Origin of the sequence: Staphylococcus sp. GDY8P198P (assembly GCF_017891615.1) — a bacterium.
Taxonomy (GTDB): Bacteria; Bacillota; Bacilli; order Staphylococcales; family Staphylococcaceae; genus Staphylococcus; species Staphylococcus cohnii.
On sequence record NZ_JAESJQ010000005.1, the window covers coordinates 42,231 to 67,783 of the forward strand.

The 25,553-nt window shown below is 32.7% G+C and carries 27 protein-coding genes; 9 read left to right on the plus strand and 18 right to left on the minus strand.

The window, feature by feature from the left end; all coding sequences use genetic code 11:
* Positions 1-9: 9 nt before the first annotated feature.
* The 5 genes from rplB to rpsJ are packed head-to-tail and all read right to left on the minus strand — an operon-like array spanning position 10 to position 2,793.
* Complete coding sequence (gene rplB / locus KA824_RS04670) at positions 10-843, minus strand: 50S ribosomal protein L2 (protein ID WP_107383906.1); 834 nt, start codon at positions 841-843, stop codon at positions 10-12.
* Positions 844-871: 28 nt separating this feature from the next.
* The gene (gene rplW, locus KA824_RS04675; protein ID WP_019468642.1) at positions 872-1,147 is read right to left on the minus strand and encodes a 50S ribosomal protein L23; all 276 of its coding nucleotides are present in this window, start codon (positions 1,145-1,147) and stop codon (positions 872-874) included.
* A complete protein-coding gene (rplD, locus tag KA824_RS04680) occupies positions 1,147-1,770 on the minus strand; it encodes a 50S ribosomal protein L4 (RefSeq protein ID WP_019468641.1) in 624 nt (207 codons plus the stop codon). Before rplD ends, rplW begins: the two co-directional genes overlap by 1 nt.
* Before the next feature lie 27 nt (positions 1,771-1,797).
* A complete protein-coding gene (gene rplC / locus KA824_RS04685) occupies positions 1,798-2,457 on the minus strand; it encodes a 50S ribosomal protein L3 (protein ID WP_019468640.1) in 660 nt (219 codons plus the stop codon).
* 27 nt (positions 2,458-2,484) lie between these two features.
* Positions 2,485-2,793, minus strand: a complete 309-nt coding sequence (gene rpsJ / locus KA824_RS04690; RefSeq protein ID WP_002482611.1) for a 30S ribosomal protein S10 — start codon at positions 2,791-2,793, stop codon at positions 2,485-2,487.
* Positions 2,794-3,144: 351 nt separating this feature from the next.
* Here rpsJ and KA824_RS04695 point away from each other — a divergent pair, with 351 nt between their 5' ends.
* Entirely contained in the window at positions 3,145-3,537 is a 393-nt protein-coding gene (locus KA824_RS04695; protein ID WP_107383907.1) for a hypothetical protein, read from the plus strand.
* Between the two features lie 129 nt (positions 3,538-3,666).
* On the opposite strand, the gene KA824_RS04700 is transcribed toward KA824_RS04695, so the two are convergent.
* Positions 3,667-5,001, minus strand: a complete 1,335-nt coding sequence (locus tag KA824_RS04700) for an NCS2 family permease (RefSeq protein ID WP_040029981.1) — start codon at positions 4,999-5,001, stop codon at positions 3,667-3,669.
* 111 nt (positions 5,002-5,112) lie between these two features.
* Positions 5,113-7,251 (minus strand): DNA topoisomerase III, encoded by a 2,139-nt coding sequence (locus KA824_RS04705; protein ID WP_107383908.1) that lies wholly within the window; start codon positions 7,249-7,251, stop codon positions 5,113-5,115.
* A gap of 122 nt (positions 7,252-7,373) precedes the next feature.
* On the opposite strand from KA824_RS04705, the gene KA824_RS04710 reads away from it, so the two are divergent.
* The 3 genes from KA824_RS04710 (at position 7,374) to KA824_RS04720 (ending at position 10,167) form a co-directional block, all read left to right on the plus strand.
* Positions 7,374-8,243: a GNAT family N-acetyltransferase gene (locus tag KA824_RS04710; RefSeq protein WP_107383909.1), complete on the plus strand. Its 870-nt coding sequence runs from the start codon at positions 7,374-7,376 to the stop codon at positions 8,241-8,243.
* 190 nt (positions 8,244-8,433) lie between these two features.
* Positions 8,434-9,291 (plus strand): RhaT/GlcU family sugar-proton symporter, encoded by an 858-nt coding sequence (locus KA824_RS04715; protein WP_019468635.1) that lies wholly within the window; start codon positions 8,434-8,436, stop codon positions 9,289-9,291.
* Between the two features lie 84 nt (positions 9,292-9,375).
* Positions 9,376-10,167 carry a glucose 1-dehydrogenase gene (locus KA824_RS04720; protein WP_181187385.1) on the plus strand — a complete coding sequence of 264 codons (792 nt, stop codon included), beginning with the start codon at positions 9,376-9,378 and terminating at the stop codon, positions 10,165-10,167.
* 117 nt (positions 10,168-10,284) lie between these two features.
* On the opposite strand, the gene KA824_RS04725 is transcribed toward KA824_RS04720, so the two are convergent.
* Positions 10,285-11,193: an AEC family transporter gene (locus tag KA824_RS04725; RefSeq protein ID WP_107383911.1), complete on the minus strand. Its 909-nt coding sequence runs from the start codon at positions 11,191-11,193 to the stop codon at positions 10,285-10,287.
* A 146-nt stretch (positions 11,194-11,339) separates the two neighbouring features.
* On the opposite strand from KA824_RS04725, the gene KA824_RS04730 reads away from it, so the two are divergent.
* Complete coding sequence (locus KA824_RS04730; protein WP_019468077.1) at positions 11,340-11,516, plus strand: SE1832 family protein; 177 nt, start codon at positions 11,340-11,342, stop codon at positions 11,514-11,516.
* A 63-nt stretch (positions 11,517-11,579) separates the two neighbouring features.
* Complete coding sequence (gene mspA, locus KA824_RS04735; RefSeq protein WP_107386330.1) at positions 11,580-11,897, plus strand: membrane stabilizing protein MspA; 318 nt, start codon at positions 11,580-11,582, stop codon at positions 11,895-11,897.
* 312 nt (positions 11,898-12,209) lie between these two features.
* Here the strand turns inward: mspA and KA824_RS04740 are convergent, their stop codons facing one another.
* The 3 genes from KA824_RS04740 to KA824_RS04750 form a co-directional block, all read right to left on the minus strand.
* Entirely contained in the window at positions 12,210-15,380 is a 3,171-nt protein-coding gene (locus tag KA824_RS04740) for an efflux RND transporter permease subunit (RefSeq protein ID WP_107517933.1), read from the minus strand.
* A 168-nt stretch (positions 15,381-15,548) separates the two neighbouring features.
* Entirely contained in the window at positions 15,549-16,799 is a 1,251-nt protein-coding gene (locus tag KA824_RS04745) for a lipid II:glycine glycyltransferase FemX (protein WP_107385096.1), read from the minus strand.
* A gap of 365 nt (positions 16,800-17,164) precedes the next feature.
* A complete protein-coding gene (locus KA824_RS04750; RefSeq protein WP_107385094.1) occupies positions 17,165-17,926 on the minus strand; it encodes a VOC family protein in 762 nt (253 codons plus the stop codon).
* Positions 17,927-18,154: 228 nt separating this feature from the next.
* On the opposite strand from KA824_RS04750, the gene KA824_RS04755 reads away from it, so the two are divergent.
* Entirely contained in the window at positions 18,155-18,589 is a 435-nt protein-coding gene (locus KA824_RS04755) for a MarR family winged helix-turn-helix transcriptional regulator (RefSeq protein WP_107386332.1), read from the plus strand.
* A 1-nt stretch (position 18,590) separates the two neighbouring features.
* A complete protein-coding gene (locus KA824_RS04760) occupies positions 18,591-19,799 on the plus strand; it encodes an MFS transporter (protein ID WP_181187383.1) in 1,209 nt (402 codons plus the stop codon).
* 281 nt (positions 19,800-20,080) lie between these two features.
* Here the strand turns inward: KA824_RS04760 and KA824_RS04765 are convergent, their stop codons facing one another.
* From KA824_RS04765 to KA824_RS04795, 7 genes are all read right to left on the minus strand, one after another.
* Positions 20,081-20,428, minus strand: a complete 348-nt coding sequence (locus tag KA824_RS04765) for a transcriptional regulator, SarA/Rot family (protein ID WP_019468084.1) — start codon at positions 20,426-20,428, stop codon at positions 20,081-20,083.
* A gap of 481 nt (positions 20,429-20,909) precedes the next feature.
* The gene (moaA, locus tag KA824_RS04770; RefSeq protein WP_107384118.1) at positions 20,910-21,932 is read right to left on the minus strand and encodes a GTP 3',8-cyclase MoaA; all 1,023 of its coding nucleotides are present in this window, start codon (positions 21,930-21,932) and stop codon (positions 20,910-20,912) included.
* A gap of 12 nt (positions 21,933-21,944) precedes the next feature.
* Positions 21,945-22,553 (minus strand): molybdenum cofactor guanylyltransferase MobA, encoded by a 609-nt coding sequence (gene mobA, locus KA824_RS04775; RefSeq protein WP_107386208.1) that lies wholly within the window; start codon positions 22,551-22,553, stop codon positions 21,945-21,947.
* A gap of 7 nt (positions 22,554-22,560) precedes the next feature.
* The gene (gene moaD / locus KA824_RS04780) at positions 22,561-22,794 is read right to left on the minus strand and encodes a molybdopterin converting factor subunit 1 (protein WP_019468087.1); all 234 of its coding nucleotides are present in this window, start codon (positions 22,792-22,794) and stop codon (positions 22,561-22,563) included.
* A 2-nt stretch (positions 22,795-22,796) separates the two neighbouring features.
* The gene (locus KA824_RS04785) at positions 22,797-23,243 is read right to left on the minus strand and encodes a molybdenum cofactor biosynthesis protein MoaE (protein WP_107384120.1); all 447 of its coding nucleotides are present in this window, start codon (positions 23,241-23,243) and stop codon (positions 22,797-22,799) included.
* Positions 23,244-23,729, minus strand: coding sequence for a molybdopterin-guanine dinucleotide biosynthesis protein B (gene mobB / locus KA824_RS04790; RefSeq protein ID WP_107384121.1), 486 nt, complete (start codon positions 23,727-23,729; stop codon positions 23,244-23,246).
* Positions 23,726-24,985 (minus strand): molybdopterin molybdotransferase MoeA, encoded by a 1,260-nt coding sequence (locus KA824_RS04795; protein ID WP_210133241.1) that lies wholly within the window; start codon positions 24,983-24,985, stop codon positions 23,726-23,728. Before KA824_RS04795 ends, mobB begins: the two co-directional genes overlap by 4 nt.
* A gap of 64 nt (positions 24,986-25,049) precedes the next feature.
* On the opposite strand from KA824_RS04795, the gene moaC reads away from it, so the two are divergent.
* Positions 25,050-25,529: a cyclic pyranopterin monophosphate synthase MoaC gene (gene moaC, locus KA824_RS04800; RefSeq protein ID WP_107384123.1), complete on the plus strand. Its 480-nt coding sequence runs from the start codon at positions 25,050-25,052 to the stop codon at positions 25,527-25,529.
* Positions 25,530-25,553: the final 24 nt, after the last annotated feature.

Here is a 25,553-nt window from a genome sequence, read left to right on the forward strand (position 1 = left end):
AAGTTATTTTTATTTTTTCTTACGTCCACGAACGATAAGTTTATCTGATGATTTTTTACCGCGACGTGTTTTCTTACCAAGTGTTGGTTTGCCCCAAGGTGACATTGGAGAAGGCATACCGATTGGTGCGCGTCCTTCACCACCACCGTGTGGGTGATCGTTAGGGTTCATTACAGAACCACGAACTGTTGGACGGATACCTTTCCATCTTGAACGTCCAGCTTTACCAACGTTAACAAGTTCGTGTTGGATATTACCAACTTGACCAATAGTAGCGCGACAAGTTGAAAGAATCATACGAACTTCGCCAGATCTTAATCTGATTAATACATATTTTCCTTCTTTACCTAATACTTGTGCACTAGCACCAGCAGAACGAGCAATTTGTCCACCTCTGCCAGGTTTCAACTCGATGTTATGAATAACAGTACCTACTGGAATATTTTGTAGTGGTAGGGCATTACCTACTTTAATATCTGCTTCAGCACCACTTTCAAGTACTTGACCTACTTTTAAGTTTTTAGGTGCAATAATATAACGTTTTTCTCCATCAGCGTAAAATAACAATGCGATATTTGCTGAACGGTTTGGATCGTATTGAATTGAATCAACTTTTGCTTGGATACCATCTTTGTTACGTTTGAAATCAATTACACGGTATTGACGTTTATGTCCACCGCCATGATGGCGAACAGTCAATTTACCTTGGTGATTTCGTCCCGCTCTTTTCGGTAGCGGTTGTAATAATGACTTTTCAGGAGTAGTTTTCGTAATTTCTGCGAAATCTAAACTAGTCATATTACGACGACCGTTAGTAATTGGCTTATATTTTTTTAGAGCCATTGTCGTTTACCTCCTTATTGGTAATTTTTTAGTTAAATAGATCGATTGATCCTTCTTTTAATTTAACGATTGCTACGCGTCGTTTGTTTGTATAGCCTTGGTAACGGCCCATACGTTTTTTCTTTGGTTTGTAGTTAATGATATTTACACTATCAACTTTTACATCAAAGATTTCTTCTACAGCGATTTTTACTTGTGTCTTGTTAGCACGAGTATCAACATCGAATGTATATTTGTCTTCAGCCATTGCAACTGAAGATTTTTCAGTGATTACGGGGCGCTTAAGAACGTCTCTTGCTTCCATTATCCGAGCACCTCCTCAACTTTTTTAGCAGCTGCTTCTGTGATTACTACACTATCAGCGCTTGTTAAATCTAGAACGTTTAAACCTTGTGCAGTTGTTACTTGAACACCAGGGATGTTACGTGCTGAAAGTGCAACATTTACATCTTCAGATTCAGTAACTACTAACACTTTTGTAGGTTGTTCTAAGTTAGAAAGTACAGTTTTGAATTCTTTTGTTTTTGGAGCTTCAAAACTTAATGCATCTACAATTGTTAAGCTATTTTCTTGTGCTTTGAAAGATAATGCTGAACGTAATGCTAAACGACGCATTTTCTTAGGCATTTTGTAAGCATAGCTTCTTGGTGTTGGTCCGAATACGATACCACCACCACGCCATTGTGGCGCACGAATAGTACCTTGACGCGCACGTCCTGTACCTTTTTGTCTCCATGGTTTACGTCCACCACCACGTACTGCTGAACGGTTCTTAACAGCATGTGTACCTTGGCGTAATGAAGCACGTTGTAAATTAATTGCTTCAAAAAGAACGTTATTGTTTGGTTCGATTGCAAATACTGCATCGTTTAATTCAACTGAACCTGATTTAGTTCCATCTACTTTTAATACATCATAATTTGCCATTATGCATTTCCTCCTTTCGCTCTATAATTATTTATTACCTTTAATTGATGAAGAGATTTCTAAGTATCCTTTTTTCGGACCTGGTACATTACCTTTTACTAAGATAACATTGTTTTCAGTGTCAACTTGAACTACTTCTAAGTTTTGGACTGTTACAGTGTTTCCACCCATACGTCCTGGCATTTTTTGTCCTTTGAAAACTTTTGAAGCATCAGATGCCATACCTACTGAACCAGGTGATCTATGGAAATGAGAACCATGTGACATTGGTCCACGTGCTTGGTTATGACGCTTGATAGCACCTTGGAATCCTTTACCTTTAGATACGCCAGTTACATCAATGATGTCACCAGCTTCAAATGTATCAACTGAGACTTCTTGACCTACTTCGTATTCATCAACATTAACGTTTCTGAATTCACGAATGAAGCGCTTAGGTGCTGAGCTTGCTTTTTTAGCATGGCCTTCAGCTGGCTTGTTAGCATATTTGCTTGACTTGCTTCCTTTTTTGTAAGCTGCTTTATCAGCATAGCCTACTTGGATTGCATTGTAGCCATCTACTTCTTCAGTTTTCTTTTGTAATACTACGTTTTCACTAGCTTCTACTACTGTTACAGGGATTAAATCACCGTTTTCTCCGAAAACTTGTGTCATCCCGATTTTTCTTCCTAAGATTCCTTTGGTCATCGAAAGTCCACCTCCTAATTTTTTCTATTATAATTTGATTTCGATGTCTACACCAGATGGTAAGTTTAAGCCCATAAGAGCATCTACTGTTTTAGGTGTAGGGTTAACAATATCGATTAAGCGTTTATGTGTACGTTGTTCGAATTGTTCACGTGAATCTTTATACTTATGCACGGCACGAATTACAGTATAAACTGATCTTTCAGTCGGTAACGGAATTGGTCCAGACACATCTGCACCAGAACGTTTTGCTGTTTCAACAATTTTTTCTGCAGATTGATCGATAACTCTGTGATCATAAGCTTTTAATCTGATTCTGATTTTTTGTTTTGCCATAATTTTCCCTCCTTATTCGTCTACATTTAAGTGATAGACTTCTCCACGAAAACTATCTCACACAGCGCCATGGCAAAGCGGCCGGGTGTGTCAGTAACCTTTCGCTTCATCGCGTGTTCTTAAAGTCCAACATTAGATATGTTACATGAAAAGCAGTGATTTATCAAGCTTTTCTGCAAAAGTTTTTACTATTTGCCTAACACATACCTTGTTATTATACTTGAACTACTTATTCAGTTCAACCACTTTTAGGAAATTTTTAGTTTTTGTTATTTTAAATGTTTATTTGCCCTTTTTTATTTTCATTTGATTTATTTCGTTTATACTATTATTAGTTAGGAGTGAATATTAATGAAAAGTGGTATCCGTACGACACTTATAATCCTTAGTTTAATATTAATTGTTGGCGAGTTTATTTATGGCATCCCATTTTTAGGTGGTAGTATCATTTTCAGTTTTGGTTGGCAGCCTTTATTAATCAATGCATTACTTTATTTTATAATCGTGATTATATTAATAGTTGATAAACAAAATTCTATTAAACCAATGTTAATCATACCATTGTTAGGTGTTATTGGTTCTTTTATAGCATTCATACCTTTTGTTGGGATGATTGTCCATTGGGTTTTATTTTTCTTGATGTTGTTCTTTGTTTTGATTATTTTCTCTACGCCGCTTTATGTCCCAAACAAGCATGCAAAAGTTGTTTACACGCAACAAAAGCAAGAGAATAATAAATTTTAAAGTTATACAGCCATGATTATTATATTATAATGAAGAAACACGACTTTTTTATAAACTGAATACAGATAATTAACACGTATAAAAAATCCCTTTGCTTCGATATGGATCGACTGCAAAGGGATTTTTTATTTAGCCGTGAACAAATACAAAATATAATATAAACAGTATCATTAAAGCATACATGATTGGGTGGACTTCTTTATGTCTTTTAGAAATCAACATTGTTATTGGATAAAAGATGAAGCCACAAGCAATACCAGTTGCGATTGAATAAGATAACGGCATCATAATAATCGTGATAAATGCCGGTACTGCAACTTCGAATTTTTTCCAGTCTATTTCCGCAAAATTAGCAGCCATTAATACACCTACGACTACAAGCGCTGGTGTAGTCACTGCACTTGTTACTACTTCCATTAAAGGGCTGAAAAATATCGCTAATAAGAAACAAAAGCCTGTAACAACACTAGCAAATCCTGTACGAGCTCCTACAGCGACACCTGACGTTGACTCAATATAGGAAGTTGTTGTTGTCGTCCCAAAAATCGAACCAACTATTGTTGCTAATGAATCAGAAAATAATGCTCGACCAGCTCTAGGTAATTTATTATTCTTCATCATACCTGCTTGTGTTGCCACCGCAACGAGTGTACCTGCAGTATCGAAGAAGTCTATAAATAAAAACGTTAAAATTACAATTAAAAATTGTACTGTGAACAATTGACTAGGATCTTTAAATGCTTCAAAAGCAGCTCCGAAAGTAGGCTCAATACTAGGGACTTTGCCCACTATGCCACTTGGCGTATGTATTAGTCCTGTAAGCATTCCTAAAATAGATGTTAAGACCATACCTATAAATATCGCACCAGGTACTCTAACAGCATATAATATCACTGTTATTATAATACCGAATATCGTTAACAATACAGGGCCATCAGTGATATGACCCAAAGTTACTAATGTAGAATCATTATTAGTGATGATTCCTGAACTTTGTAATCCAACAAAAGTAATAAATAAACCAATACCTGCTGAAACTGCCATTTTCATTTGATAGGGTATTGCGTTAATAATGGTCTCTCTTAAACCAGTCATAGTCAAAATTGCAAAAACCACACCAGAGAATAACACGCCGGTCAAACCAACTTGCCATGGAATACCCATTGTTAATACCACTGTAAATGCGAAAAATGCGTTTAAGCCCATGCCAGGTGCTAAGGCAATTGGATATCTAGCTATCAAACCCATAAATAAAGAACCGACAAACGCCGCTAATGCTGTAGCAACAAAAATAGCGCCTTGGTCCATTTTCATATCTTCTGAAACACCTTTTACGCCTGCTAAACTAAGTACTTGAGGGTTGACAGCTAATATATATGCCATTGACAAGAAAGTTGTAAGCCCACCAAGTATCTCTTTCTTATAGTTTGTTTTATGCTTTTCAAACTTGAAATACTTTTTCACGGTTTAGTTCTCCTTTTTTTAAAATACCTACACATTCTAATACCAATTACATTATTTTACAATAGCAAACACGAACTCCTTGTTAAAATTTATACTTTTCGTTCGATTAATTTAAAATTTTAATCCTTTTAGTGCATCTTGGAATGGATTGTTCTCTAATCCATCATCGTTATTCATATATTTTTTCAAATCTTTTTTGTTAACTTTATCTGATTTTTTGTTTTTGTGACGTTTATCCATTTGTGCTTGTGTTTCAGTATGGCCACATACACAACGATAAACTGCTTCTTTGCCTTTTCCAAACAACATCATTTTTTTGTGACAATTTGGACAACGTGCATTGGTTTTTCTTTGAATATTCTTTTTAGTTTTACATTTAGGATCCTGACAAACGAGCATTTGACCATTTTTAGTTTTAACTTTAATCATAAATTTGCCGCATGTAGGACATTCCGTCGTTGTTAAATTATCGTGTTTATAATTTTGTTCACTTTCTTTGATTTCATTAACGACTTCATGTGTGAAAGATTTCATTTCAGAAATAAATTGAGTGGCATTATATTTACCTTGCTCTATTAATGATAGTTTTTCTTCCCACTCAGCAGTTAATAATGGTGATGTTAATTTTTGTGGTGCAAGTTCTAGTATTTGCTTTCCTTTAGATGTAACTCTTATCTTACCATCACGAGATTCAATTGCATTCATGTTAAATAACTTTTCTATGATATCTGCTCTAGTAGCAACAGTTCCAATCCCACCTGTTTCTTTCAATGTTTCGTTATATTTTTTATTATTTAATTTAAAGAATTTTTGAGGGCTTTCCATCGCTTTTAATAAAGTACCTTCATTAAAATATGATGGTGGTGTTGTTTCATGTTGTTCGATTTTAGGATGTGTTATGTGCAATTTAGATGATTTGGTTATTTTATCTATTTGTTTGTTGACTGCTGCTTCAGTTTCATAAATCGCTTTAAATCCTAACTTTTTAGTAACTTTATCTTTAAATTCAAATTTATAATTCCCTGCTGCGATATTGATTGATACAGCTTCGTATTCATGTGGTGGCATAAGATTTTCTAAAAATCTTTGAGCAATCATCAGATAAATTTTTGTTTCACGTTGTGAGAGCTGATTCATATCAGGACGTACTTCTGTCGGTATAATTGCATGATGATCAGATACTTTTTGATTGTTTATAAATTTTTCATTTGTTGAAAATGATTGTGCTATTTGAGATTTTGCAATTTCTTTCAATGATGTTCCCATGATCGCTTGAATTCTATCTTTAAGTGTACTTACCATATCGTCAGTTAAATAGTTAGAATCTGTACGTGGGTAAGTTACAAGTTTGTGTCTTTCGTATAATGTCTGTAAAACATTCAATGTTTCTTTTGGACCAAAGTGATAGCGTTTATAGGCTTCTTGTTGTAAATCTGTTAAATTAAACAATTTAGGTGCATATGATTTTTTATGTTTTTTATTAATACTTTCAACCAAACCTTCTTTATCAATAACTTCACTTTTTATCTTTTCAAAAACTGATTTATCATTACTAGACTCCGGCGTCATACATTGGAATGTGAGGCCTTCGGCAACGATATTCATCTTAAAATAAGTTTGCGGTATAAAGTGATTAATTTCATTTTGTCTCATTTGAACAAGTTGTATCGTCGGCGTTTGAACCCTACCAAGTGACAATTGCGCATCGTATTTTGTTGTTAATGCACGAGTTGCATTGATACCAACAATCCAATCTGCTTCACTACGAGCAAGCGCTGCATAATATAAATTATTAAATTTGCGACCATCTTGTAATTTTGCAAAACCATCCTTAATTGCCTTTTTAGTTACTGAGCTAATCCACAATCTTTTGATAGGTTTCTTATTATGAGATTTATCTAAAATTAAACGCGCAACAAGTTCCCCTTCTCTACCAGCATCTGTTGCGATAATAATGTCTTTTGTATTTTTATTATTAATTAATGATTGTACAATAGAAAATTGTTTTTTAGTTTTGCTTATGACAACGGTCTTCATACGTTTAGGTATAATAGGGAGATCGTTAAGCTTCCATTCTTTATAGTTATCATCGTATTGTTCTGGTGTAGCATTTGTAACTAAATGCCCCAGTGCCCAAGTGACAATATACTTATTATTTTCGAAGTAGCCATTACGTTTATCATTTATATTTAATGCTTGCGCAATATCTCTGCCTACAGACGGTTTTTCAGCAATAATGAGTGATTTCATAATTTCGTCCTTTCAATTTCAATGATATTCTTATTGTAACATGTATATAGCACATCAAAACTTCCATTTACATGAAAAAGTTCTTATAATTAACTTAATAGTTCATCATATGGAGGTATTATATGAAAACAACAAATCCGAACGATGTCGATCAAATCTTGGAATTTTTGAATAATGCTAACTATCAATCTGCTTCCTATTTGTATAAATTGCCACAAATGCATAATGACATTAGGACCGTTATTACCAATGCAATACAAGACCCAGGTGTATTTGCACAAGTGAACAATCAAGATGAAATTACAATGCTGCTTTTGGCTTTAAAATACGAAGACAATAAATATAAAGTATTAGGACCATTCATAGACAAAAGCATCAAGCCTTCTATCGATGAGATGACACAACTTTTCGATGCATTAGCGCAAAGTAAACCTGATACTGCAAATTTTAATTTTTCATTTGAAGAACATGAGCAAACATATTTACCATTTATGAAATCTTTAGGTGCATCCTATAGTTTTACTGATTATTATCTCATTTCTACGAAAGATATTGGCGACGTTGGTAATGAACAGAATATTATTGAATACCAACCTGCGTATTACCGTTATTTTAGTAAATTACACAATCAAACATTCAAACATGATGTAATGACTGCTGACGAAATTGTAAAATCATTAGATGAATACCATCGTCTATTTATATTCATGTCTGAAGGGTTATTAAAAGGCTATTTATATCTTGAAATCGCTGAAAATAACAATGTAGCTGAAATCAAATATTTTTCTTCTCACTCTGATTACAGGTTAATGGGAATTGCTTTTGATTTACTCTCATATTCTTTACATTTTGCTTTTTCAACATTTGATATTGATAAGATATATTTTAAAATACGCAGTAAAAATACTACGCTTGTTGAGCGTTTCAATGAATTAGGTTTTAACATTAATTATGAATATAAAAAATTCAAATACGTAGCGGCATACATTTAAATTGTAAGCGTTCTACATTTTTACATTTTTAATATATACACACACTATTTTAAAAATTAAAAAGCTGAACTGTAATCTAATATTTTTACTATTCGATGCCTTTACTTTAAAATGAGTATCTAGGGCAATCTTCAGTGATTGTTTTATAGAAGGAAAGTAAAATTAAATAGAGAGTGAGTGAAGCTTAGTTATGGATTTATTAATTGCCCTACTCCCAGCGTTATTTTGGGGGAGTGTTGTTTTAATTAATGTGCTAGTTGGTGGTGGCCCTTACAATCAAATTAGAGGGACTACTTTCGGTGCACTTATCATAGGTATCTTATTATTACTTACTGGCAATACAAAATTCGATGACCCCATCGTAATTATTGTAGGTTTAATATCTGGTGCTTTTTGGGCATTGGGACAAGGTTATCAATTAAAATCAGTCAGTTTAATTGGTGTATCTAAAACAATGCCAATTTCAACAGGATTACAACTTGTAGGTACTACTTTATTTAGTGCTATATTCCTAGGTGAATGGAGCACGGGTACGCAAGTTATACTTGGCCTAGTTGCAATGATTTTACTTGTTGGAGGTATTGCACTTACATCAATTAAAGGAAAAAATGAAGCTTCAGAAAGTACTAAAAACTTTGGTAAAGCAATTCCTATCTTGTTAATTTCCACTGTTGGTTATGTCGTCTATGTTGTGGTTGCACAAATTTTTGGTGTTGATGGCATGAATGCCCTATTCTTCCAATCTATTGGTATGGCAATCGGTGGATTAATATTATCTGCTAAACATGAGACTACTATTAAAAGTACCGTGTGGAACTTAATACCAGGTGTCATTTGGGGTATAGGTAACTTGTTTATGTTCTATTCTCAACCCAAAGTAGGTGTGGCGACAAGCTTCTCATTTTCACAATTATTAGTAATTGTTTCTACACTTGGCGGTATATTCCTTTTAGGTGAACGAAAAGATAAACGTCAGATGATAGGCATTTGGACGGGTATCATTTTAATCGTTATAGCTGCCTTTGTTTTAGGTAACATTAAAGCTTAGATAAAGCATTATTATAAAATTTTATTCGACTTATAAACTTTTATAAAAACTAAATTTATGCCGAATAACTAGGAGGAATCTTAAATGTTTGAAGATTTAGCAGGAAAAGTAGTTATTATTACAGGTGCTGGTAGTGGTATTGGAAAAGCGATGGTAGAACAATTTGGTGAAGAAAAAGCGAATGTTGTATTAAATTACAGATCCGAACGTCATATGGACGCTATGGAATCCTCAATTAAATTAATTGAAAACGCTGGTGGTAAAGCGATAAAAGTTCAAGCAGATATCTCTAAAGAGAATGATATTGATCATCTCATCCAAACTACTGTAAATCATTTTGGTACATTAGATATCATGATTAATAATGCTGGATTTGAAAAAGCAATACCAACACATGAAATGCCTTTAGATGAATGGCAAAAAGTAATTGATATTAACTTAACTGGCGCATTTTTAGGTGCCAAAGCAGCAGTTAATCAATTTCTTAAAGAAGATAAGAAGGGTGTTATTCTTAATACCTCAAGTGTACATGACAAGATTCCTTGGCCTAACTATGTAAATTACGCTGCAAGTAAAGGCGGTTTGAAATTAATGATGGAAACAATGTCTATGGAATATGCTCAATATGGCATCCGCATTAATAATATTTCACCAGGGGCAATTGTAACTGAACATACAAAAGAAAAATTTTCAGATCCAACAACTCGTGCAGAAACATTAGAAATGATTCCAGCAAAAGAGATTGGTGAAGCAGATGAAGTAGCAAACGTAGCAAGATTTCTTGCCTCTGATTTAGCAAGTTATATTCATGGAACAACTATTTATGTTGATGGTGGCATGACTAATTACCCAGCATTTATGGGAGGTAAAGGATAAATTCCTCACGTTCCATTCAAAAAATGAACTTAGCCATTAATATCTTTGCTCAAAATAAAAGAGCTAATCCGTAACGGATTAGCTCTTTTTTATATTTAAAGCCTTACAAATAATCAATTAAACAAATAATGCTTGATATATATATAAAATAATAATGCTGATTAAAATCGTTAAGTTGCTCACCATACCAACAAGCGGCAACGTCTTATACTTAAATTGAATTGAATAAGGTATAATAGCAACACCTACTGGTAATAACCAAGCAACTTGTAATGTTGTTTTAATCATATTATTATCAACAGGTAAAAAGAAATAAACCAACAATCCTGCGATGACACCTAATCCATAATGTAAACCTAAATATTTCAAAGCGATAGGTAAGAAACGCTTATCGATACTAAAGTTGAGCATTAAGCCCAATAAGATCATTGATAATGGCATGTTAGCACCAGATAATACTGAGAAAAACTTAATTACAGGTTCTGGAAAATGAATATTAAGCATATTCAAAATAAACATGATGATATATGTCATTAAAGGAACCGATTTTAGTAAATTTTTGCCTAAATACTTAAAGTCAAAGTTATCACCAGCACTGCTGAAATAACTTCCAACAAAGTATGTAACACCAAACATAATCACAGCGCCACCAATATCTGCCATTCCAAAATATATCATTCCTGTTTTAGGCCAAATCGCTTCTACAAGTGGATAAGCAAATAAACCAATATTTAGCGAAGCAGTCATCATTCCAACTGTACCACGGATATGATTATCATATTTTAAGAAAAACCAAATTACGATGACCTTAGCGATAACACCATACAAAATCATCAATATCGGTAGTACTGATAGTGACAAATCTAAACTTGCACCATTTAAATTAACAATCACTAAAGAAGGTAATGTTACGTTTAAAACGAGTGTTGAAAAAACTTGACTATCATTAGCTTTAAAGTAATTTATGCGTTTAAGTGTATAACCTAGTGCAATTAGTAAAATAATAATGATAAATTGTTGGGTCACATTAATCCTTCTTTCATCCAATCATCTGTTTTCATTCTATTTTCATACTTTAACATAAGTAGCAACCATTTTAGAAGCTTTCGAATCCATGTTATAATTTAATTTATATACGAAACGCTTACATTAGACAAAAAGGTGGTAATGGAATGGATTTAAATGACAAATTAGCAGAACTGAAACATGATTACGTTAGATTACAAGGCGACCTCGAAAAAAGAGAATCAGTCAATCAATCTGTGGACCCTTTAGTTAAACAACTTGAAAAGATAGAGCAAGAAATGTCAGAAGTACGTTCAGAAATTAGACAAAAAGAAAATAAATAACATCCTAGTAAATCAATAATTTACATGCTAAGATTAAGGGCGAACATAGAAAGGATGTAATAAATGCAACTGTATCTTATATTTTTGCCAGTGTTATATTTAATCGTAAGTTACATAAGTATATTTAAAATGAACACCATTATAACGCGTATTTTACGTATTATTATGTCTTTACTTTTATTATTCGTAGTAGCTATTACAACTTTATCATTCCCTGCAATAAATTGGTGGGTCTTTATTGTACTACTGCTTATCATAAGTAATGTAGAAATTACAGCTTTCAAAAACAGCAAAAATGATCAAAAAGCCGTTCAAATTTTAAACATTATGAGCGTTATTTTATTTGTAATTTATGTTATTTTGACTTTAGTTTTATATTAAAAAACATTATTTTAAAGATACGATAACGTAACATATATAAAATCAGCCCCGAAAAGCTTTCTAATTATAAGAAACTTATCGGGGCTAATTTTATATATTTATACTTCGTAATGCTTTCCACGCTTACCTCGAACAGGGCATGGTCTTGTACTTTCCAAAAAATATTATCTTTCATACCTCACAGTAATCATTACTTAATCAACTTAGAAAGAAACTCACATCATTTATATTTCCAAACGCCTAATTATATAAGTGCGGACATACGAAATCTTTAAAGGTAGGTAATCTCGTACGTCCGCATTATATTTTATTCTATTTTCGTTTTCTCAAGATTTTCGCCTTAAAAGTAAATAATATTTCATATATTACTGGTACGACTATTAAAGTTAATAAGGTTGAAGAAATCAATCCCCCTACTACAGTTGCTGCCATACCTTTTGAAATAATGATAGAACTATCTTCACCAAATAACATAGGCATCAACGCTCCAATAGTTGCTAATGCTGTCATGAGAATTGGTCTGATACGTGTTCCACCTGCTTCTAACAATGCTGCTTGCATTTCCATACCTTGTTGTTGTTTATTTATCACTCTGTCAATTAAAACTATTGCATTGGTTACAACAATACCAATTAACATAAGCATACCAATCATGCTCGGTACAGAAATTGTCTCACCAGTTACTACTAAAGCAACTACAACACCTATAACTGTATATGGTAATGAGAATAATATAGTGAAAGGTGCCAATGCGCCTTTAAATGTTAACACAAGCACTAAATAAACTATTATAATTGCTGCTAACATCGCCATAGATAATTGGGTTACTGCGTTACCTATATCTTCATTTGCGCCTCCCATGTTGACGTCTACGTTATTAGGTTTATCTATTGTATTTAATTTCGATAACACTTTCTGTGAAGTCCCACCAACATCATCATTTGTAACTTTTCCAGAAACTTTTGACGTATAGTCTCCCGCTTTAGTTTCTATTTTATTTGGCGTCGTTGTTTTTTCTAATGTTGCGATGTCACTTAATTCAATAGCTTGACCAGTAGCTGTTTGTATTTCAGTGTTTTCAAGTTTTTCTTCTGTCCAATCCGTTTCTTTATCTTCTTTAATTTTCACATCTATCGATTTACCATTTTCCTTTACGGTTGTGACACTTTGCTCAGGTGTATTCTGATTTAATGTCATAGCTAATTGAGATGCAGACAAACCATAACTAGAGGCTTTATTTTGATCTACTTTGATATTATATTGTTCGTATGTTTGAGATAAATCAGATTTAACATTAGCTATACCATGAATATTTTTCATTTCTTTTTCGACTTTATTGACAGTTCCTTTTATTGCATCAAGAGATGGTCCAGTAATTGTAACTGCTAATTCATTATTTGTTCCACCTGTGCCCATATCTTGATTTGCCCAATCTCCAGGATGCTGATATTTGTTGATATGTTTTAAAACTTTATCAGGTTCTTCATCAAAATTAGGTGTATTACTATCATATTCAACCATGATAGCCATGCTATTTGAACTGCCTGTAGGGTCTGTTGGAGTTGATCCACCAACGGAATACTGAACTGTTTTAACTTTATCTTTATTGTTCAAATACTTTTGTACTTGTTCAGCATGTGCTAATACCTCTTTTTCTGTTTCACCCGGTTCAGGTGTATAAGTTAATGCCATAAATTTATCTTCCCCAGTTGAGATAAAGCTAGTGCCTAATTTTGCTGCACCTAAACCAATACTAGCGATTAAAATAACCGTACTTAAAATCATTACAATCCATTTGTGCGCTAATGACCAGCGCAGTATACGCTTATATCCTCTTCCTACCAAACCTAATGTTTCTTCTTTACGTTGTTTAACACCTTTTTTGAAAAAAGTAGCACTTAAAGAAGGTACGATGGTAATCGAAACAAGTAAAGAAGCTAGTAAACTAAACGCAATCGCTAATGCAAATGGTCTAAACATCTCACCTACTGATCCATTGACAAATGCCAATGGTAGAAAGACTATAATGGTAACGATTGTCGACGACATTATCGGTTTAAATACTTCACTCGTCGCACTAATAATGAGCTTATTACCACTTAATGGTTCTTTTTTATCTGATAAACGTCTATAAATATTTTCAACTACAACAATTGAATCATCAATAACTCTACCTATTGCAACTGTTAGTGCACCAAGTGTTAATATATTTAATGATACATCTGTTAATTTCAATGCAACCATTGCAATTAATATAGACATCGGTATTGAGACGACTGAAATTGCAGTTGTTCTAATATTTCTTAAAAATAATAATATAACAATTATGGCAACAATCGTGCCGAGTGCTGCTTTTTCAATCATTGTATATAGTGAGTCTTCTATAGGTTTCGCAGTATCCATAACTTTTGTAGCTTTTATATCTTTATTATCTTTGGTAAATTCATCAATTTCTTTTTTCGTGTCTTTCGCTACTTTAACAGTGTTAGCATCTTGTGCTTTCGTCACTTGTACATTGACTGCATCTTTGCCATTTGTTTTAGAAATTGATTGTCGTTCATCACCTACTGAAATATTTGCAATGTCTTTGAGTTTAACAGAAGGCATGCTACTTTCTCCGTCTTGAGCATCTGAACTAGGCATTGCTGTTGCCATGTTACCGCCTTGTGATGAACTTTGAGCACCAGAACTCTGATTTGCACTTCCTTCGTTGCCACCTTGAGCACTCATGCTTGAAGCTGATAATGGAATTTCAAGGTTTTCCAATGCATTTACTGAAGTGAATTGGCCATCAATTACTACCGACTTTTCAGTTTTACCAAACTGAAATAAACCTAATGGGGTTTCACTAGTTGCACCCTTTAAGAATTGTTCCACACTATCTACAGTCAATCCTCTATCTTGCAATTTTTCTTGGTCAAATTTAATTGAAACTTCTCTCGATGTCTGTCCATTCAATTGTGCATTTTGTACGCCATTGATTGTTTGAAGTTTAGGTAGTAACTGCTTATTAACTTTTTTGGTTGTATCTTTTAAATTATTATCATTTGTAGTAAAAGAATAAGCTACAATTGGAAAAGCATTCATTGAATTCCTTGTTAACTCTGGTTCTTCAACGCCTTCTTCGAATTTTATTTTATCAAGTTCTTTTTTTAAATCGTTTTCAGCTTTATCCATATCTGTGCCATTTTCATATTCAACAGAAACCATAGAAGCATTTTGAATAGATTGTGCATTAACATTTTTCACACTTGCCATTGACCTTATTTGGTCATCAATTTTATCACTAATGTCATCCTTTACCGTTTCTGGTGTAGCACCTGGCATGGTTGTTTGTACAGTAATCACTGGAGGTTCAACATCAGGTAATAATTCAAGTTTCATTTTCGCACTTGAATAAACACCGCCTAAAATGACCAGCAATACCATAAGAAAGATTGCAAATTTATTTCCTAGCGAAAACTGCAATAGTTTTTTTATCATATCTTTTCTCCTCTCAAATAACATTTTAATTCGATATTGCATTTATTTTCTTTATGTATAATCATATCTATGTATTTTCTAAACTCATAAAAAATGCACGTTATAAAGTTTAAGTTGCATATTAAAACTTTATAACGTGTCTACTTTTTTACAAAACTACAAACAAAACTATTTACGTTTTAATTTACGTGAAAGCTTAATTTTAGTCTTAGTCAACTTCGGCTTAACATTTTCAATAACTTGATATAATGGTTTATTTAACACATAATCAAATTCACCTATTTTTTCACTTAAATACGTTCCCCATACTTTCTTAAATGCCCATAATCCATAATGGTCTGATTCCTTGTCTGGATCATTATCTGTACCACCAAAATCATATGTTTTTGCGCCATGTTCTCGAGCGTATTGCATCATAGCAAATTGCATGTGATGATTTGGCAAGAAGTCTCGGTAGTCATTAGATGATGCACCATAAAGATAGTAGGATTTATTTCCAGCAAACATTAGCAATGCACCTGATAAATATAATCCCTCTGGGTGCTTAGCTTCTAACGCTTCCATTTCATTAATAAGTTCTTGTGTTTTTTTCATTTTATTGTCAGCATCGTTTATTTTATTTAATGTCTTTTTATCTTGTTTTTTGTCAGCCAGCTTTACTTTTTCCGCTTCTAATTGTGCGATGTCTTGACGTAAATCTTTAAGGACTGGTTTAGGTTCCAATTTCACTAAAAATAATTCCGCATCTCCATCTGGATGTAAAGCATCGTATATGTTTTGGAAATAGCTAATATCTCTAGTTAAAAAGCCATCTCTTTCGCCAGTGATTTTCATTAACTCTGCAAATGTTTTCAAACCTTCTCTATCAGAACGTTCTACTTTCGTACCACGCTTTAATGCTAACCTTACTTTTGAACGATTACGTCTTTCAAAACTTTGAATTAACGCATCATCGTTTTTATCAATCGGTGTTATCATTGTCATTCTTGGTTGAATATAATCTTTCGAAAGTCCTTCTTTAAAACCTTTGTGTTTAAACCCTAATGATCTTAAATGTGTTAGTGCATCAGCACCTTTATCTACTTCAACATCGGGATCGATTTTAATTGTATAAGCTTTTTCTTCTTTTGCAATTTGAATTGCGTATTCTAGCAATGTTTCTAATGCTAATTTATTACTATAATCCGTTACAAAACCTCTTGAAATATAGCATAGCGTATAAGGTAATTTAGGAACCTTTTTAAATAATAACTGCGCCACACCTAAAATTTCACCATCTTCACCTACTGCGATACGCTTTGAGTACCAGCCAGTCAATTTCTTTGTTTCTGCCCACTTTGTTAATTGCAATAAGTCACCTTGAGGGTGCGCTTTAACAAAGGCATCATGCGCTTGGTTCGTTATATTCATCTTTTCCATAAACCTGATATCTCCTTTTACCATTACATACTTTGTTATTATACATTGCTTCACACATTCTTTCACATCATTTCCCATTATTTGATATAATAATATACGAAATGAGGTGTTTTTGTGCGTATCATTATCTTGTCATTACTTTTTTTAATAAATTTAATTTTTGTAATCCAAACATTTAATACAACTTTTAATGTTTCATATTTAAGTTTAAGAATTATTCTCGCTGTTTTTACATTTGTAGTAACGGGTTATTTACTACTTTTATCTAATAACAATAAATGGGGAACTTACTTAACTATTTTAACACTAATAATTTCTTTGATACACATCATTGTTATTGCACATAGTATGTATGTTTACATTTATTAATCTGCTTCAACTTTGTACTTAAGCCCTCTAATGATTAATGTATATGGTGAAGTTGTATTATCATCTTTCAAAGTAACTGCTTTATAACCCGAATATTCACCATCATATATATGATATACAATATCATCGTTTTCCAATTTTAATGTCGTGAATGTTTCTGTGTTGTTCACGATTTCCATTCCAAACCACTGTTGCCATTTTTCAACCGTATGTGCTCTTTCTGTGCTATTAATTTCAATACTTTTTATGCTAAAAGCATTTTGGCGTAATGGTTTTAACTTTTCTTCTCTTGCTTCAATATTTTCATTCCATTGAATAAAAAATGGCGGCTTCACCCTATAATCAGGATCAGCTATATATAACAAGCGCCATGTAGTCTTTTCTCCTTTTGTGTTTTCTCGTTGCATTTCAACAGGACCTATGACATCTATACTTTGTGCTTCCAGCGTTTCTTTTAATTTGGTAATATCTTGCGTTTGAAATGCTATTGTTTTTAATCCTTCTTTATAATGATCTTGAACAATTTTCGAAGGAAATGACACTCGACCTTCTTCACTTTTTACAATTTTTTGCAATTTCTCTGGTTTATAAATATCTAATAATTCAATGTAAGCATTATTTAAGTAGGCTAAACGATTGTATGTGCCTAATTTCTCATGTTTACCACCTTGATATAGTGTAAATAAATGACCTGGGAATTTGAAATTATCTAATTGTTGTACATAATGAACGATATGATCTAACTTTAAATCTTGCATACCTTTATCCCCCTAATTTTCCTTTACATTTATTTTAACAAATTGTATACATGTTTACTTCTGATAACCCATTATAATGATTTAAATTGCAATTATAAATTTATCTTTATTCAGATATCAAAAGCATCACTTAATAAATAGGTATTGCTTTCCCTGTCCAAATAGGCTAAAATATAACTTGTTCAAAATTAAGTTAGCTTTGCTAACCATTTTCGGAGGTATGCTTTCATGCAAAATAAATTTGTATTTGATAACATCATCGCAATTTATAGACCGTATACAAAAATGTTCCAACCTATCTTTGAATCATTTGATCTATATCCTGCACAATGGCTCGTTTTAAAAGATATTTCCTACAATGCACCAACCACTTTAGTACAAATTTCAAAACGACGCTCTATTGAGAAGCCTACCACAAGAAAAATATTAAAAGTACTTTCTGAAAAATCTCTATTAACTGTTGAAACAGGTACAGATAAACGAGAAAAATGGCTTTCACTTTCTCCAAAAGGAGAAAACCTTTATAAAAACATCAGTTCACGTGTAGATAAAGTGCAAGACGAAATTATTAAAAATACAGGTTTATCAGTTTCAGAAATTGAACATATTACAAAATCACTTCAACTTATTCACGCGCAAATTTTAGAAATGGAGGAATTTTAACATGAATCAAACAGCATCGATGAAGTCACCAATTTGGACGAAAAATTTTAATATCAATTTCATTACAAACTTTTTAGTTTACTTATGCATGTATTTGCTTATCGTCATCATAGCGAGTTATACAAAAACTGAATATCATGCGTCAGACAGTATGGCGGGACTCGTGTCTGGATTATTTATTATCGGTTCTTTAATTGGACGATTTATCACTGGAAAGTATGTTAATAAAATAGGTCCTAAACGTATTTTAATCATTGGTTTAATCTTATTAATCATCACACAATTGTTTTATTTTATAGAAGATGCCTTAGCTGTTCTAATGTTCACGAGATTAGTTAATGGTATTGCTACTGGGGTTACTACGACAGCAACGGGGACAATTGCTGCTTATGCAACACCACAAGAGAGAAAAAGTGAAGGTATTAGCTTGTTTTCTTTAAGTTTAGTTATAGGCGCTGCAATCGGCCCATTTTTCGGCCTTTTACTTATTAATACATTCCCAATTCAATTGCTATTTTTGCTTTGTTTAATGTGCGGTATCATCAGTTTTATCATTTCATTTTTTATTAAGTTAGATATCGATATCACTAGTGATATCCCGAAAACACAAACAACTGAAAGCAAAAAATTTAATATTAATAATTACATCGCCAAAGAAGCATTACCTGTGGCAATTATTATGCTCCTTGCAGGATTATCTTATTCGTCTATCCTGACATTTTTACAATTTTTTGCCCAAGAAATCAATTTAGTTACAGTATCTAGTTATTTCTTTATTTTTTATGCTATTGCATCACTCATTACAAGACCAATTGCTGGTAGAATGATGGACCTCAAAAACGAAAACGTCATCGCTTATCCTGCTTTTGTCTTTTTAATCCTTACATTTTTAACATTAAGTATTACAAATAATAGTTGGTTATTAATTCTTGCTGGGTTACTCCTTGGCGCTGGTTACGGCAATATTTCATCTTGTATGCAAGCCATTGCAATCAAAGTATCTCCACCAGCTAAATATGGTATTGCTACCTCAACCTACTTTATCGGTTTAGACTTAGGATTAGGTTTTGGACCTTATGTATTAGGCTTTGTAACATCTACAGTGTCATTCGCTCAATTATACGCTATTATGGGCGTATTGGTTTTAATTACTGGTGTTATTTATTACTTCGTTCACGGTAGAAAAGTAAAACACATGAATGCTTATTAATTTTTTCATAAAACAATAAGTTAAGGTTACTGTAAATTATTTGCTTTAGCTGCCAACAAAACTATTTTTGTTGGCAGTTTTTTTGTACTCATTTTAATTATGAACCATCCAGTATTACTTTATATATTTAAATTTGAATAATAGTTATTTCAAGGTTATTATTCAATTTGAATGATCGTATATTTTAAGTTTATTAAAAAAACCAAATGCTATTATAGCACTTGGCTTATCTCTTATTTATATCATTGTCATTGATAATTATCTAATTGTAACTTTAGTGATTAAGCAACTTTTATGTTTTCAATTTCTTTTATAATATCATCTATTACTTTTAACTGCTCATCAGTGTAATAATAGAACACTTGTCTTTCATCTGTTTCTGATCGAACTTTTGAGATCAACTCTTTTTTATAAATCTTTCTTATAATCACATCTATTTTACTAGTGTCCCATAACATTTCAAAATGTAAGGTGTCTCTTAATTCTTTTCCACTAATTTTATTAGCTTCATAAACTTTAAACAACACTACAAATTCTTCGATAGATAAACGGTGAACTGACTTCAACCAATGTTTTAACTGACTTAAAGCCCTCTCAGATGTAATATAAAATGATGCTTTACTTTCCATAAATTTGGCCTCCTCATGATTTACTTTCATTGTTAGTAATGGCTTTATATAATGAATAAGCTTTTAAAATATTATATAACACTTTCTTCATTAAATCTATTATTTTAAAAGAAACAGATAAATAAATTTTACTATTGTAAAGTTTTTATATAGCTACAATTGATTATGGTAATATTTTTCTATTGTTCATTATCTTTAATCGTTAAAAAAATACTTATGTATAATACATTTTCATATAAAAATATCTTTCCACATTTTTGAAATCATTTCACATAAGATATGAGTTCAAATTATAATAAAAAAGAGTAGAAGATAATTCAAATTGAAACATTGAATTATTTCCTACTCATAATATTTTTTTAGAATAATCACAATAGTGATTATAATTATAAAGTTATTAGTTATTTAAACTTTTTAAATAGTTAATAGCTGATTATCATGGTCAAATGTTCAGTTCTCATAAATGCTATCTCCTAATAAATCAGCCACCAATATAGTTCATATTGATTTTTTTACGTTTTCTATTGGCTACTGTTTGCGCTGTACGTTCATCTGAATATCTATCATCACGAATATTCCATAAAGCTTTAAACTGTTCAAACAGTGCCTCATCTGACACACCAGATCGCATAAATGATTTCACATTAAACCCGTCCACGGTACTAAATAGACAACCATAAAACTTACCATCTGATGATAATCTCGCACGTGTACATGTAGAACAGAATGATTCAGACACACTTGTAATCAGACCAAATTTAGCACCATTATCTTTATGTCGATAATATTTTGCAACTTCACCAAAATACTTGGGTTCCACAGGTTCAATATCAAATGATGACTCTACCATTTTTAACATTTCATCTTTTGTTACAACCTTACTGAAATCCCAACCATTATCATTACCGACGTCCATAAATTCAATAAAACGTATTTCAATATCTTTATCTTTAAAATATTGAATCATAGGTAAAATTTGATCATCATTCACACCTTTTTGAACAACTACATTTACTTTTACATGAAAACCTATTGAGACCGCATAATCTATTTGTTGTAAAATCGTAGAAGCTTTAATATTTCGATTATTTATAGCTTGGAACACTTTGTCATCAATCGCATCTAAACTCACATTAATACGTCTTAAACCAGCATCATATAATTTTTGGCCGTGTTTTTTTAATAATAAACCATTAGTGGTTAAACCAATATCTTCTATACCATCAAGTTGGTTCAACTCATATATTAATTTATATAAATCTCTTCTTAATAAAGGCTCTCCACCTGTAATACGTATTTTTTTGACTCCTAAACGTGTATAAACTCTAGCGATACGTACCATTTCATCAAAAGTGAGTAATTCATCTTTGGGTAGGAAAACAAAGTCATCACCAAATATTTCTTTCGGCATACAATAGTCACAACGAAAATTGCAACGATCTGTAACTGACAACCTCAAATCTCGAATTGGACGTCCAAGTTTATCAGTTATTTGTTCTACCATCTGATTAGCCCCCTATCTATTCATAATGTCGTGATGTAAATCTATTAAGTCTTGTTGATAGTTAATATTTTTGTACCAATAATCAGATGAACCAATTTCACGCACATCTAACCAATCACTTTTGACTTTTGAATAGACATTCTTAAGGCTGTAATCGCCTGATTCCAATGCTGATTCTATAAAAGATAGAGTATGCGGGCTGTAAAAAGCCATCGTTGGAATGGGCATTCCATCTTCTTGGAAACCGGCGATATCTAGTTGATCTTCTATTAAATGTTCCACCATAAATTGATACAATTTACTTATTGCTTTTTGTGTAATCATAGGTGTATCTACAGATATGACAAAGAAAAGTGTTTCGTCTGAATGTTGTCTCATTACTGAGTAAATACCAACCAGTGGGCCTTTACCTTTGTTTTTAGCATGATCGATAACAATCTTATCATGATCAAATTCATGTGCTAACGTTTCATTAGTACTAATAATTATTTCATTAAACATATTAGTAGCTTCTAAAACTTCAATGATACGTTTGTAAAACATTTGATAGTTAATCTTTGCAAACGCTTTTGGTTTACCAAATCTTTCTGATTGTCCTCCAGCTAGTATAATTGCTTTCATATGTCTATTACCCTCCACTAACTGGTGGTATCAACGCTACAGTATCATTAGACGTTACGATATCATCACCTTTGACAAATTCTTCATTAACTGCAATTTGAAACTTTTTGTTATTAATATTAGGGTAACGCTCAAACAAATCTGTTACAAATTCATCAACGGTAATATCATAACTTAAGTCAATATCTTCTGAACTTTTACCCAAAACTTCTTTGATTTCCGCAAAGTATAATACTTTCATAACTATTCTCCTCCAACTGCATCCTCATGGCTACCATGTTGGTGACCTTGCCATTCAGCACCATCTTCCCAAATTTCTTTTTTCCAAATGGGTACTACCTCTTTAATACGTTCAATTGCATATTCATTAGCACGATAAGCATCTTTTCTATGTGGCGAAGAAACACTTATCAATACTGCAATATCTGATATCGCTAGTGGCCCAATTCTATGAACAATAGCCGTTTTTGTCCCCGGCCACTTTTGTGAAATCTCATCACCTATTTGTGCCAACTTTTTTTCTGCCATAGGTATATAAGCTTCATACTCCAAATATTCTGTTTTGACTCCCTGTGTCCACTCACGTACATGACCTGTGAAAATAACAACGGCACCTTGATGTTCATTGAGAACATACTGACGATATTGTTCTGTTGCTATTGGCTCGTTTATAACCTCAAATTGTTTCATTCAATCCATTCCTTTTTCATTAACGAAAGATAATAACCATTGTTCAAATTTTTGAAGTGCTAATGGTTGCTCAATATTAATATCGTACTGAATATTTGATAATTTATTTAGCTGTTGGTAATCAGCATTATCACGATATATCAGCACTTTATCATAATTTGCTTCTTTGAATCCTTCTACTAAAATGATGTCACTGTCTATTGTAACAGATTTATCAATGATTTCATCCAGTCTTTGTTTTTCAATTCGTGTAACTGTTTGTTGTAGATGGTGCCCTTGAACGATACTTTGATCCGCACCAGCATTAAAATGTTTCATGTGATCAACAGTATCCGTTTGAAGTTCAATATCTGATAGGTTTAAGTCATGTTGACCATGATGTTTAATCGTTGCTACGCAAAAACCATGCAATTTTAAAAATTTCACTGCATGTGTCATCAATGTTGTTTTCCCTGAATTTTTATAACCTACAATTTGTAATATCATAGCGTAGTGTCCACTTCATATGTTTGCGATTCAGTTAAAATGACATCAACTGTGTGACCTTTTTGATATCCTCTTGTACCACTTGGTAACACAATCATTGCATTGCTATGTGCAATAGCTACTACTGCACCAGACTTATTAAATCCTGATGGTACCACTGTCATCTCTTTACCATTAAAAGTCACTGTTGCACGAATAAATCTTGTAAACGGATTTGGCTTTTTAAAGTCTTCCATAAGTGTAGCTTGTACAATTTGTGGATATATAGCTTTGGCGCCCATCATGTGCTGTATTGCAGGTTTGACATAGAGTTCAAATCCAGTGAAACAAGCAGATGGATTACCTGATAATCCAAATAAATATTTATTATTAGCAACAGCTACTGTAGTTACACTACCGGGACGCATGGCAATTTTGTTAAACAGGACTTGCGCATTGACCGCTTCATAAATTTGAGGCAAATAATCGAAATCTCCTACAGATACACCGCCAGTAGTGATTATAATATCATGCTCAGCCATAGCTTCACGCATCACTTGAATACTACTATTCAAATCATCTTGTTGAATTTTATAAGCATTGACTTCTAAGTGATGCTTTTTAGCTAAAGCAGTTATCATAGGGCCATTTGAATTACGAATTTTTCCTGGTTCTAAATCATCTCCAACATCCAATAATTCACTTCCTGTAGCGATCACAGCCACGCTAGGTTTTTCAAAAATCGGAACTTCTGTATAGCCATATGTTGCTAAAACAGCTATAGACCCTGGATTAACACATTGACCTTTTTCTAATAAAATATCTCCAACCTTTGTCTCTTCACCTTTTAACGAAATATTCTCATTTTCGCTAAATGTTTTTCTTATTGTAAAATCTTGTTCTCCTTCGACAGTTTGTTCAAGCATAACGATGGCATCAGCACCTTCAGGTATTTGTGCACCTGTCATAATTCTCACGGCTTCAAATGCTCCAACTGTTTTAGTTGAAACTGACCCCGCTCCAATGTGGTCAATAACTTTAAATTTAATGCGATTGTCACCGCTTGCACCTTTTGTATCAATACTTCTTAACGCAAAACCATCATATGGTGATTTATCAAACCTTGGTATTTCATGGGTCGCTATAATATCTTCAGCTAAAATGTAATTTAAGCTTTCTGCTAAAGGTAAAGTGATTTTATCCATAAAAATTTCTTGGTTTATCACACGTTGAATTGCTTCACTCACTGGAATTGGGTTTCTTTTCTCTACAGACATCGCAAATCTACTCCTTATAATTAATAATTTCATGATATACTAGAACACGATTAGGAGGGATACTTTGACTGAATTTACGCATATTAACAAACAAGGGAATGCGAAAATGGTAGACGTCTCTGATAAAAACATAACAAAACGTTCAGCTACTGCGCATTCAAGTATAACGGTAAATCCAGCGATTTATGAACAAATCGTTGATCACACTAACCAAAAAGGAAATGTGCTTAATACTGCTCAAATTGCTGGTATTATGGCAGCAAAAAATACAGCTGATATTATACCGATGTGTCACCCGTTACCTTTAACTGGTATAGATATCACATTTGATTGGCAAAAAAAAGCACAATCATTCATTTTAAATATACAGGCAACCGTCTCTACAACTGGAAAAACTGGTGTGGAAATGGAAGCACTTACTGCCGCTTCAGCTGTAGCACTTACAGTTTATGATATGACAAAAGCTTTAGATAAAGGCATGGTCATTGGCGAAACTTACCTACTCTCAAAAACAGGTGGCAAATCTGGTGATTACAAAAGATAATTGTCTTAAATATTAATATGTAAG